The sequence below is a fragment of the Shewanella sp. MMG014 genome (assembly GCF_018100775.1).
GTDB lineage: Bacteria > Pseudomonadota > Gammaproteobacteria > Enterobacterales > Shewanellaceae > Shewanella > Shewanella japonica.
Genome location: NZ_JAGJDZ010000006.1, coordinates 75,740 through 87,949 on the forward strand (window position 1 = coordinate 75,740; position 12,210 = coordinate 87,949).

A 12,210-nucleotide genomic window follows, 5' to 3' on the forward strand; every position below is an offset into this window, starting at 1 on the left:
ACGATGACCTTAGTTATATCTAAAAATTATCTTATTGAGCCTTAACAACCGCCCTGATTTAAGACACAATGTAGATAACATCCATCTAGACGGCTAAACATGAGAAAATCATTAAAACAGCGATCGTCCGATCATCACCGTGGAATATACTTTATTGGTACTACCCCACCGAAAATCGATACTGATTTTGAGTCGGTCAGCATTATTGCCGATAAGTTACTCGCTCGCCTTGATGAGATAAGTTTTGACGGTTTGATCATTTATGACATTCAAGATGAAACCAGTCGTACTGACACCCCTAGACCTTTTCCATTCAAAGCCACCCATGACTCTGGCACCTATGCACAATTAATCAACCAAAAGTCAGGTAAGCCTGTTATAGCCTATAAGAGTGTTGCAGGGCTGGATGAGCAAGGGTTTAATGAATGGTTATCTCGCGCTTGGTATCAAAACAATGTCAGAGATCTCGTCTTGGTGGGCTCCCCCTCTACTCAGGTAAAAAGTTCATTACCACTTAATGATGCTTATAAGGTCTTAGCTTCGCACTCTCAGGACTTCTATCTTGGTGGTGTTGCCATTGCAGAGCGCCACTTAAGCAAAAAGAATGAGCACATTCGTTTATTAGGTAAGTCGACTCAAGGCTGCGAGTACTACATTACTCAAGCGGTATATAACGCCCAAGCGACAATTGATATGCTAACCAGCTATGCTCAAGAATGTGAGTTAAACAACATTAAACCCAATCGAGTTATCTTAACTTTCTCACCTTGTGGCAGCGCCAAAACCCTAGAATTTATCAACTGGTTAGGGGTCTCAGTACCAGAAGAAACCAGTGAGCGTATTCTATCTGCAGCCGATCCTTTATATGAGTCGATTAAAATAAACCACAGTAATCTACTGCAAATTTTAGATGCGGTGATTCAGCTAAATATCCCGTTAGGGTTAAACATTGAAAGTTTAACTAATCGCAAGACTGAAATTGATGCATCTATTTTGATGTATAAATTACTGAAAGGCACCATGGATCAAGCCTTAGCACAAAATCAAATTGATCAATTTGTGCAGAATAAGTGATCACACAAAAAATATCATTCTCTATGGTGCTGATGCGCCATAGAGACTCCTTTAAGTTTCATCTAGCTAACACCTTTATTAACAGGCTTCTTGCTAACAAAGCATCAAACTCCCCTATATATCGCTTTTTTACCTCACAACGCTAGCGACACTGACTTCACCCAAACCTATTTTACTAATGTAAACAAATATTTACCTACGACTAATGTCTGAGGTTAAAACGCCGATTATTACTCGCTATGGCTATAGGGTTCAGATAAGGTGCTTCTAATTTAAAGCAGTAGCACTTTTAGTGAGTGAGCAATAGGAATGATATGAGCAGTAATTCAAAATCCATACATGAACAGAAAAGTGAATCTCCCCCCAGTCAATCGCAAATGAATCCATCCAACAAACAATATCAACAGCAACATAAACCCAGTTCAGCCTTTAACTCTCGAGATGAGTATTTAGAGCATGAATTAACGATTATGGATCCAAAGCGCTGGCGCCCTAATCTACCAGGCAAAGACTATCGCTTTGAACTGGAAGACACCATTCCAGCAATGGCTGCAACCATAGGTAAAGTGGTCATGGTCGGTGCCATTGCCACCACATTTGCAACCTCACTTGGCCTTGAAGAAAGCTTTATTCTGGAAAATGTTCGTTACGAACTCATTATTGCCGCTTTCTTCATTGTCATTTTTTCAGGATTTTTATTGCCAACAGCAAACTTAGCTGGCACCCACGGACCGCTTATTCCCATTATTCCAATTGTGGTTGCAGCAGGCGGCCACCCAATGGCATTTGGACTACTCATTGGCGCCTTAGGCTTAATTCTTGCCATCAGTAAAGGCGGGAGTATGCTCGCCAACCTCACCAGTAAAGGGGTTTGTGGCGGACTCTTGCTGTATCTGGGGTTTGTTGGTACTGCATCACAAGTAAAAAAACTGTATGCATGGGCCAACAGTATCGGCATGGAACACATCGCATTTATCGTGATTTTCTGCACCATTATTTTATATGCCTTACTAGAGCACTGGCGAAAACGTTGGCTAGCCGTGCCATTAAGTTGCTTACTCGGTGGAACGTTAGCCTTTGCCCTCGGCGCGCCATTTGAGTTTCAAACTGCGCCAGGTCTACCGAACATGAGCCCAATGTACTGGTGGGGAGAAAGCTCAGGTTGGATGCTTGGCTTACCGACTCTTGAAAGCTTTATCGTGGTTTTGCCCTTCGCTGTGCTCGCTGTCGCGATGTGGTCGCCAGACTTTTTAGGGCATCAAGTATTTCAAAAGATTAACTACCCGTTGCGCACTGAAAAAGTGCATATGAATATAGATGACACGATGACCAGCGCTTCAATTCGTCAAACCTTTGGTTCAATGCTTGGGGGGGCCAACTTCACTTCATCTTGGGGCACATACATAGTCCCTGCGGCAATTGCTAAACGCCCCATTCCTGCAGGTGCGCTACTGACAGCCTTGTTCTGTGTTATTGCCGCACTTTGGGGTTATCCAATGGATTTAGCCATTTGGGAACCCGTATTGTGTGTCGCCTTAGTCGTTGGGGTATTTATCCCTCTTCTTGAGGCTGGTATGGAAATGACTCGAGAAGGAAAAACCACTCAATCAGCTGCGATTGTGGTGTTTTCGTCAGTATTAGTTAACCCTGCTTTTGGTTGGTCACTGACAATGCTATTGGATAATTTAGGTTTAATAGGCTGTAAAGATCGCAGTGCTAAACTCACCAAAATGAACCGCTGGATAGCCCCTAGCGTTATGTTTATCATTCTTACAGGGGTGATGGCATTAGTTGGCTTACTACCAGGTATTCCAGCCATCATTTCAGGATTAAACTAACGGTTCATTCGCCAAAAATTTAAGCTAGCTGAGCGCTAATGACATAACTGAGCAATAAATAGACAGAGGCTTGAACCTACAAGCCTCTGTGAATAAAGCCGCCAAACTGCTTTTGTAGATCCAAATATTAACAATAACCGCCAATCCCCCAGCTTATCGAGCTTACTCACCAACTTGAAAAATATTCGACATTATAAAAAAACAGTCTATTTACACTTACTTAGTATTTAAATTAAAACAAACTGTGTTATAAACGAATAACAGGGTTAAATAAAAAACAATTCGATGTTAATTTAAAAAATCTTTGTGTTAAATCAATGTTAATCACAAACTTTTATGGTTTGCTTGAATAGTGTCGGCATATATCGCCTTAAAACGAGCAAAGAATAACCATATAAAGTAAACCAAAGGTACCTAAAGCGTATTGCGCTGATACCGTTCAATTTATGAATGTGCAATCAATAGAATTATAAAAAAGGGGTTCATATGAGGATCATCCAACTCTTAGCGCTATTAACGTTCACACTCACTTTTTCACTATCAGCAGTTTCGAGTAACGCTAAAAATGAAGAGCAGCTCGTTCTTTCATCTTGTTTATCAGTTAATAAAACCGCATCTGAGATGTCGACTCAAGCATGTTCCTACTATATTCAAGGCTTTCTTGCTGGCTCATTCAACACCAGTCAACAGTATGAACTAAAGAACACATCGGGCGGATTCACCGATAGAGCCTATCGCACCCGAGTCGGTAAACAGACATCAAAAATACTTCCAACTGAGGTGTGCATACCTGCAAATGAAACCAAAGAGCAGTTAGTTGGGCGTATCGTCGATAGAACAATTGAGCAATTGTCACCGACTACAGATTCATTGCAAGGGCTACACAGTCAGATTTATCAAGCAATCGCCAACGAATCATCGTGCGAGCAGCAAGATTAACGGCAACAGAAATTAAAAAATAACTTTTACCGGCAGGCTAAGTTTTAGCTAGCAATAACTCACACTAAGTATTGATTAATATGACACAAGAAATTAAACGCAGCGTTGTGCCAAGCCATAGGCTTAGCTTGATATTAACACTGGCGCTATTTTGGTGGATTAACTCCAATTACAGCAACCCTTTATTATTATCTTTAGGGGCTGGTTCAATCATGCTGGTGCTCTATATTGCGCAAAAAATGGATGTAATCGATCAAGAAACTCATCCTATTCGCCTTAATGCCCACATGCCCAGTTACGCTCTATGGCTAGTTAAACAGGTCATTTTGTCGAATATCAGTGTGGTTAAACATATTTGGATGGGTAATAAAAGTATTACCCCCGTCCTGACCACCATAGACACGCAACAATGCTCAGATATTAATAAAGTGATCTACGCTAACTCCATCACCTTAACCCCAGGAACCGTAGCGATAGACTTAATTGATGACCAACTCACCGTTCATGCTTTAGATAATGCTGATATCGACACACTTAAAACCGGAGAGATGGATCGCCGGGTAAGGGAGCTTGAAAACTAATGTTAGCCGCTGCCACAATCGCCATTCTAGTTGTTATGTTACTTGCGATCATTCGCTGCATCGTCGGCCCCACCCTTTACGATCGGATATTAGCGTTCAACTTTTTTGGCACTAAAGCCATTTTGTTGATTTCCGTTTTAGGGTTTTTAATGGGTCGCCCAGAGTTTCTCGACATCGCCCTCGTCTACGCCCTCATTAACTTTATCAGTGTTATCGGCGTATTACGTTACTCAGATTCTACCGAATTTAAAGTCGCTCCTTATAAATCTCATCCAACCAAGGAGACTAAAGAATGAGCTTGTTACTCGAAATCTGCAGCGGTATATGCCTGCTAATAGGGAGTTTTTTATGCTTTTCGGGTGGGATAGGCATTATACGTTTCCCAGACTTTTACACCCGCATGCATGCTGCAAGTGTTACCGACACATTAGGCGCAGGCTTAATTCTCATTGGCCTTATGCTGCAAAGCCCCAATGGTATGGTCTTAATTAAACTGATATTGATTTTAATTTGTACGCTGTTCATTAACCCATCTGCCAGTCATGCATTAGCAAAAGCGGCACTACATAATGGCTTAATACCAAAAGAAGCTAAGCGTGCAAATCTGGGAGGGAACAAGTCATCGAAGCTTTAGTTGATATCATACTATTAGTATTTTTAGTGGTGATTGCCATTGCAATCGTGCGCATGACTGACCTATTAGCTGTTGTCATGTTAAGCGGTATTTATGGCTTATTATCTGCCTGTTTCTTTGTTGTACTCGATGCAGTAGATGTGGCCTTTACCGAAGCATCTGTTGGTGCGGGAATATCGGGTTTACTCATGTTAGCGGCCATTACAATGACAGGCCGAAAAGAAGCGCCAAGGCGTCATAAGCCTCTTTTATCATTATTTGTCGTACTGGTTACAGGTAGCATGTTGATATATGGCACAATGGATATGCCTTACTTTGGCGCCGTTGATGCTCCAGTTCACCAGCATGTGGCCCCTCGCTATATCCATGACTCTATGGAAGAAGTCGGCGTTCCTAATATTGTGACCTCAGTGTTAGGCAGTTACCGTGCCTTTGATACGTTAGGCGAAGTTGCGGTTATTTTTACTGCTGGTATTGGTGTGCTGTCATTACTCAGATTACCACGTCGTCGTAAAAATCCTCAATCAGATGAAGCGACTGAAGAGCAAATGCACGAACGTCATATGGTCGTGCGTATTGTCAGTAAAGCCCTCATTCCTTTCATCTTATTGTTTGCCCTTTATGTGCAGTTCCATGGTGATTTCGGCCCTGGTGGTGGTTTCCAAGCAGGGGTAATTTTTGCTGCTGCGATTATTCTATACACCATGTTATTTGGCTTAGAAACCGCTCAAAAGGTATTTAATCCAGCCCTCATTCAACTTCTTGCCGCTGTTGGACTATTGCTTTACGCCTCCGTTGGAGTTGTTTCAATGATTAATGGCGCAAACTTCTTAGATTATAACGTGTTAGCCGAAAATCCACTCGATGGTCAACATATCGGGATCCTATTGATTGAACTAGGAGTCGGTATCACGGTTGCATCGGTCATGCTGAGTATCTTTTTTAATTTTGATGCCCGCAGACAAGCCCAGCAAAACAATAACAAGCAAAAAGGGGAGCAAGATGTTTCTCGGACTCTATAACTACTGGATTGTAGTCCTGTTGATGATGATTGGTTTTTATATCGTCATCGCCCACGGTAACTTAGTGAAGAAGTTAGTCGGACTCACTATTTTCCAAACCTCGGTGTTTATCTTTTATATCAGTGTCGGCGTTGTCGAACGAGGCAGTGCCCCCATCCTAGCTGAAGGGATCAGTGATTACTCTAATCCTTTGCCCCATGTTCTGATCCTAACCGCGATTGTGGTTGGTATTGCTACCACAGCACTTGGGCTTGCGCTGGTCATCAGAATCAAAGAGTCGTATGGCTGTATTGAAGAAGATGAGATCCAAAAACAAGATCAGCTAAACGAGGAAAAATCATAGTGCTAGCTCACCTGCCTATTTTACAAGTCGTGCTGCCGCTAATGGCGGCCCCACTATGTTGGTTTTTAAACCGTTCAAAACTGGTGTGGATATTTGCCTTATTGGTCTGTGCTGCAACTTGTGTCAACAGCATACTATTGCTGATAGAAGTAATGAAATCAGGGACCATCATCTATGAACTCGGCGGTTGGGAAGCCCCTTGGGGGATTGAATACCGCATAGATAAGCTGAATGCCTTATTGTTGCTCATTATCTCAACCATTGGCACTGTCGTCCTGTTTGCCGCTAATACCAGCATACAAAAAGAATTGAGCGAAGATCGCCACACCCTGTTTTATAGCCTCTACCTATTATCACTAACAGGTATGTTCGGGATTGTTGCGACCGGCGATGCTTTTAATGTCTTTGTCTTTTTAGAAATTTCTTCACTCTCTGCCTATGCGTTAATTGCTTTAGGTAAAGACAGACGCGCACTGTGGGCTGCATTTCAATACCTGATTATGGGGACGATTGGTGCCACGTTTATCTTGATTGGCATTGGTATGTTGTACCAAATGACTGGCACATTAAACATGAGTGACCTTGCAGTTCGCTTAGTTGATGTTGGCCATACCCGTACTGTGTTTGCGGCCTTTGCCTTCTTGATTGTTGGCATCTGCTTAAAACTGGCGCTTTTTCCGCTTCATCTTTGGTTACCAAACGCATATGCCTATGCACCTTCAATTGTAACCGCCTTTTTAGCGGCAACCTCAACCAAAGTAGCAGTGTATTTATTAATTAGGTTTACCTTTACCGTATTTGGCATCAGCTTCTCATTTACCAGTTTGCCTTTACAAGACATTCTAATGGTACTTGGACTCGTAGGTGTTTTTGTTGCTTCTATCACTGCGATTTATCAGCAAAATGTCAAACACATCTTAGCTTACTCAAGTGTTGCTCAAGTCGGTTATATGATTATCGGTTACTCCATCAACACCAGCACGGGTGTCATGGCAAGCTTACTGCACCTGTTTAACCATGCGTTGATGAAAAGTGCATTATTTTTAGCATTAGGCGCCGTCATGTACCGCATTGGTAGTGTTCAACTAAGCCAATTCCAGGGGCTAGGCCGACAAATGCCATTAACCATGTCTGCAATTGTCATCGGTGGATTAAGCCTTATTGGTGTGCCATTGACGGTCGGTTTTGTCAGTAAGTGGTATTTGCTCATCGCCAGTGTTGAAGCAGGTATGTGGCCAGTTGCCGCACTGATCCTCTTAGGTTCGTTATTGGCCATTGTGTATATCTGGCGCATTGTAGAAATGGCCTACTTTAAGCCGCCATTACCTGGACGTGAAACGGTTAAAGAAGCTCCTTGGACTTTCCTTGGTCCTATTTGGGCTCTTGTCATCGCTAATATCTATTTCGGTATCGATACTCGCCTGAGTGTGCAAGTTGCACAGGCGGCTTCTCAAAGCTTGTTTGGAATAAACCCATGAATCCATCTTTGGCGCTGATGTTACAGCTAACTATATTATTGCCTCTGCTGGCAACACTTGCTATTGCAGCAACAGGTAGTAAACCTAATCTTCGAGAGGCTGTTACCATCAGTATCAGCCTTGTGGTGCTTTACTGCGTTGTTAACCTCTATCAAGCACTTAAAGCTGGTGCGAACATTGAGGTATCATGGTGGGAGCTCATGCCTGGCTTAGAAGTCAGCTTTGTGATTGAGCCGCTTGGCATGCTATTCGCTCTGATTGCCAGCTTCCTTTGGTTAATTACCACCATTTATGCCATTGGTTATATGCGTGGTCATAATGAAGATAACCAAACCCGCTTTTATATCTGCTTTGCTTTGGCGATTAGTGCTGTAATGGGGCTCGCTTTTTCTGCGAACTTATTTACTCTATTTATCTTCTACGAAGTGTTAACCCTATCAACTTATCCGTTAGTGACCCATGCTGGCACAGATAAGGCTAAACAAGGTGGTCGTGTTTATTTAGGGATCTTACTCAGTACCTCTATCGCCTTCTTTTTGCTCGCCATTGTATTAACTTGGTTAATCAGCGGCACACTTGAATTTACCGCTGGCGGCGTATTTGATGCCAATGTTGATACCACAATTGCTGGCGCTATCTTAGTGTTGTTTATTTTCGGCATTGGTAAGGCTGCAATGATGCCGTTTCATCGCTGGTTACCAGCAGCGATGGTTGCTCCGACCCCGGTCAGTGCACTACTCCATGCGGTTGCTGTGGTAAAAGCTGGGGTATTTACAGTACTTAAGGTTTGTATCTTTATTTTTGGTCTCGACCTACTACCGACATTGCCAACCACTGAATTTTTACTTTATCTAGCGGCTATTTCAGTATTGTTAGCCTCAATCGTAGCAATGAGGCAGGACAACTTAAAAGCCAGACTAGCCTACTCTACTGTGAGCCAACTCGGTTATATCACCATAGGAGCACTCCTTGCCACACAGTCAGGAGTTATCGGCAGCTCAATGCATATTGCCTCTCACGCTTTTGGCAAAATCACCTTGTTCTTCTGTGCTGGCGCCATTTTGGTGGCCAGCCATAAATCTAAAGTCAGTGAAATGCGTGGGCTAGGTTTTACCATGCCTGTCACTATGGCCGCTTTTTTCATTGCTAGCTTGAGTATTATTGGCGTGCCACCAGCTGGAGGGACCTGGAGTAAATGGTTCTTGCTAATGGGCACCATCGAAACAGGTTACTGGTTCGTGATGGTAACCTTAATGCTCAGTTCTCTACTCAATATCGCGTATTTACTGCCTATCCCTTATCACGCATTTTTCCCTGGTAAAGGTGAGGCACCTGAACATCGCGGCATAAAAGAAGCGCCTTTACCTTCTTTGATCGCATTAACTATTACTACGTTAGGCTGCTTGATTATGTTTATCCATCCTCAGCCCTTTTATGAATTGGCGAAAGCTATCTTGACTGTATCTGGAGTTAGCCATGGACAATGAGAAGCAGTATTTTTTCGATAAGCCCAAAAACATTCAGCTTATTTTATATCTGCTATACGCATGCTGCGGTGTGCTTGTGGTGCTTGATTTTGTGATCCATCGCCACGTTTATCATAGTTGGGAAAACCTCCCCATTTTCTATCCTATTTATGGCTTTGTCGGCTGTGTCATTTTGGTATTAATTGCCAGCTGGATGCGTACCTTTTTGATGCGACCTGAAGACTATTATGGCCCCGTTGAAGCGCCTGATAACAGCAAGATAGAAATTATCGACGTCAGTGATAGCCATGCCAAAGAAGCTAACAATAACAATGAAGGTGATCGCAATGTGGATGCTTGAGTTACCGCCGTTTGTACTCTTTTTGATTGGCGGATTAATCGCTGCAACGACGCGAGGAAAGCTTCGTGGCGCATTGATGATTGCGATTCCAATCATCAGTGGGTTGCATTTATGGACAGTGCCAGAAGGCATCCACCTGCAATTAACGTTTTTAGACTATGAACTCATCCCCTATCGAGCTGATAAATTAAGCCTGATGTTTGGCTATATTTTCCATATCGCCGCATTTATTGGCATCGTCTACTCATTGCACGTTAAAGACACTGTGCAGCAAGTTGCTGCAATGCTTTATGCGGGTAGCGCCATTGGCGCGGTGTTCGCCGGCGACTTGCTAACCCTATTTGTGTTTTGGGAGTTATTAGCCTTTACTTCAGTCTTTTTGATTTGGGCTCGTAGAACCCCTGCTGCTTATAGCGCTGGGATGCGTTACCTCATTATGCAAGTTCTCTCGGGCGTCATTTTACTGGCTGGCGCACTGTTTTATATCAGTGAGACTGGCAGTATCGCCTTTGACTTTATCGGCTTAGACAGCATAGCGGGCTGGCTTATCTTTATCGCTTTTGGCATCAAGTGTGCTTTTCCTTTTGCTCATACTTGGCTTACCGATGCTTATCCAGAAGCGACACCAACAGGCACTGTACTGCTTAGTGCGTTTACCACTAAGGTAGCCGTTTATGCACTGGCTCGAGCCTATCCTGGCACTGAGCTACTCGTATATATTGGCGCTGCGATGACCTGCTTCCCAATTTTCTTTGCCGTCATTGAAAACGACCTACGTCGCGTACTGGCTTATAGCTTGATTAACCAAGTGGGCTTTATGGTGGTCGGTATTGGTATCGGCACCTCGCTTGCACTAAATGGCGCGGTATCACATGCCTTTAATGATGTGATATTTAAAGGCTTACTGTTTATGAGCATGGGCGCAGTGCTGCATATGACAGGGCGAATAAACGGCTCTGATCTTGGTGGTCTTTATAAAACCATGCCTAAGACCACCATACTGTGTATTGTGGGTGCGGCCTCTATTTCAGCATTCCCTCTGTTTAGCGGATTTGTCAGTAAATCGATGGTGATGACGGCTGCAATGGAAACGGGCCATGATTGGGTTTGGTTAATGCTATTGTTCGCCTCTGCAGGTGTGTTCCATCATGCTGGTATTAAAATTCCTTACTTTGCCTTCTTCGCCCATGATTCAGGCATTAGAGCAAACGATCCGCCAAACAACATGCTATTGGCAATGTTCATTGCTGCCTGCCTGTGTATTGGGATTGGTATTTACCCAGCGGCGCTTTACTCATTATTGCCATATGATACGGGTTATAACCCTTATGATGCGACCCACGTACTCGCACAAACACAGCTGTTATTGTTCTCGGCGCTGGCCTTTGTGTGGTTAAATCTTAAAGGTAAATATCCGCCAGAATTGCGCTCAACTCACCTTGATGTCGATTGGGTATATAGACGTTTAGTCCCTAATATATTGCAACGTATGTTTGCGGTTATTTGGAAAGTCGATGCTGATGTACGTCAGTCAATTCGTGGTAAACTAAGTCAATGTCAGGCATTTTTAGCCCGCCAATACAAAGAAGGTGGTAGCTTTATCTCAAGCGACTATCCGTCTGGCAACATGGTGCTTTGGGTTGCTGTTATTCTTGCAACCTATCTGTTTATTGGCTTTGTAAATTAACCTAACTGGTAGAGTTGATTTAAATAAAGAGCACGCTAGCCTGTTTTGCTAACAAGGGTTACATACAGGCTAGCGCACTTGTCATTTTTCATTTGCCATTTTTCACTTAGCATATCCTTAAGCCTTTCGTATTTTTAGCCTCTATTTTTGAACATTGATCTCACGCCAATTAAGTCGATATCAGTTAATCTGCTCACACAATTTCGATTCTACTTGTGCTTTAGAAGCAATGTTTCACTCTTTATCATTTACAATGTCATCACGACAATAAATAATAACGCCCATTATGATTTCTTTTGAGCTGAACTATGTCTACTACTAATAACGCTGAAATTTTTGCTAAGGCAGAACAAATATGTCACAACAAAGGCGTTAAACTTACAGCGAAAAGAAAAAATGTATTAGGTGTGTTACTTGATTCTAGTAAGCCTTTATCTGCTTATGAAATTGTCGATATATATCGCACGACTCATAATGAATCATTAGCGCCAATGTCTGTTTACCGAATGCTGGATATATTGAGTGAATTGGCACTGGTTCATAAACTATCATCAGAAAACAAATACCTTGCTTGCTCACACATCACTTGTACTCATGAGCATCAAGTCCCGCAGTTTTTAATCTGTAAAAGCTGTGGCAAAGTTGCAGAAAAAGGCATTCAAACTAGTGTAATCGAAGCATTAAAAGAAAGTATTAACCAAGCCGACTTTCAGCTTCTAAACTCTCAAATAGAATTACAGTGCCTCTGTAATGACTGCGCTAATCCAAGCGAGAAAGGCTAATTCTT

13 protein-coding genes are annotated in these 12,210 nt (G+C 42.7%); all 13 read left to right on the plus strand.

The genetic code is table 11. The features are described 5' to 3' along the window. The first annotated feature begins 99 nt into the window (after nt 1-99). The 13 genes from J8L86_RS11320 to J8L86_RS11380 all read left to right on the plus strand — a co-directional run bounded on the left by J8L86_RS11320 (nt 100) and on the right by J8L86_RS11380 (nt 12,205). A complete protein-coding gene (locus tag J8L86_RS11320; RefSeq protein ID WP_211030373.1) occupies nt 100-1,074 on the plus strand; it encodes a hypothetical protein in 975 nt (324 codons plus the stop codon). A gap of 377 nt (nt 1,075-1,451) precedes the next feature. Then, entirely contained in the window at nt 1,452-2,912 is a 1,461-nt protein-coding gene (locus J8L86_RS11325) for a DUF3360 family protein (RefSeq protein WP_247663359.1), read from the plus strand. Between the two features lie 486 nt (nt 2,913-3,398). Beyond that, on the plus strand, nt 3,399-3,851 hold the full coding sequence (locus J8L86_RS11330; RefSeq protein WP_055022564.1) for a hypothetical protein: 453 nt from the start codon (nt 3,399-3,401) through the stop codon (nt 3,849-3,851). 80 nt (nt 3,852-3,931) lie between these two features. After that, nucleotides 3,932-4,432 (plus strand): Na+/H+ antiporter subunit E, encoded by a 501-nt coding sequence (locus tag J8L86_RS11335; RefSeq protein WP_055022565.1) that lies wholly within the window; start codon nt 3,932-3,934, stop codon nt 4,430-4,432. Next, the gene (locus J8L86_RS11340) at nt 4,432-4,728 is read left to right on the plus strand and encodes a monovalent cation/H+ antiporter complex subunit F (protein ID WP_065109880.1); all 297 of its coding nucleotides are present in this window, start codon (nt 4,432-4,434) and stop codon (nt 4,726-4,728) included. Before J8L86_RS11335 ends, J8L86_RS11340 begins: the two co-directional genes overlap by 1 nt. After that, nucleotides 4,725-5,066: a monovalent cation/H(+) antiporter subunit G gene (gene mnhG, locus J8L86_RS11345; protein ID WP_065109879.1), complete on the plus strand. Its 342-nt coding sequence runs from the start codon at nt 4,725-4,727 to the stop codon at nt 5,064-5,066. Before J8L86_RS11340 ends, mnhG begins: the two co-directional genes overlap by 4 nt. Before the next feature lie 29 nt (nt 5,067-5,095). Continuing rightward, nucleotides 5,096-6,088, plus strand: coding sequence for a Na(+)/H(+) antiporter subunit B (locus J8L86_RS11350; protein ID WP_348772653.1), 993 nt, complete (start codon nt 5,096-5,098; stop codon nt 6,086-6,088). Then, entirely contained in the window at nt 6,069-6,431 is a 363-nt protein-coding gene (locus J8L86_RS11355) for a cation:proton antiporter subunit C (protein WP_055022568.1), read from the plus strand. The genes J8L86_RS11350 and J8L86_RS11355 overlap by 20 nt, the downstream gene beginning before the upstream one ends. Further along, on the plus strand, nt 6,431-7,909 hold the full coding sequence (locus J8L86_RS11360) for a monovalent cation/H+ antiporter subunit D family protein (RefSeq protein ID WP_065109878.1): 1,479 nt from the start codon (nt 6,431-6,433) through the stop codon (nt 7,907-7,909). The genes J8L86_RS11355 and J8L86_RS11360 overlap by 1 nt, the downstream gene beginning before the upstream one ends. Next, nucleotides 7,906-9,396, plus strand: coding sequence for a monovalent cation/H+ antiporter subunit D family protein (locus J8L86_RS11365; RefSeq protein WP_055022570.1), 1,491 nt, complete (start codon nt 7,906-7,908; stop codon nt 9,394-9,396). Before J8L86_RS11360 ends, J8L86_RS11365 begins: the two co-directional genes overlap by 4 nt. Next, nucleotides 9,386-9,736 (plus strand): hypothetical protein, encoded by a 351-nt coding sequence (locus J8L86_RS11370; protein ID WP_211030377.1) that lies wholly within the window; start codon nt 9,386-9,388, stop codon nt 9,734-9,736. Before J8L86_RS11365 ends, J8L86_RS11370 begins: the two co-directional genes overlap by 11 nt. Then, on the plus strand, nt 9,723-11,423 hold the full coding sequence (locus J8L86_RS11375) for a Na(+)/H(+) antiporter subunit D (protein ID WP_065109876.1): 1,701 nt from the start codon (nt 9,723-9,725) through the stop codon (nt 11,421-11,423). The genes J8L86_RS11370 and J8L86_RS11375 overlap by 14 nt, the downstream gene beginning before the upstream one ends. Nucleotides 11,424-11,731: 308 nt before the next feature. Then, nucleotides 11,732-12,205, plus strand: coding sequence for a Fur family transcriptional regulator (locus J8L86_RS11380; RefSeq protein WP_055022573.1), 474 nt, complete (start codon nt 11,732-11,734; stop codon nt 12,203-12,205). Nucleotides 12,206-12,210: the final 5 nt, after the last annotated feature.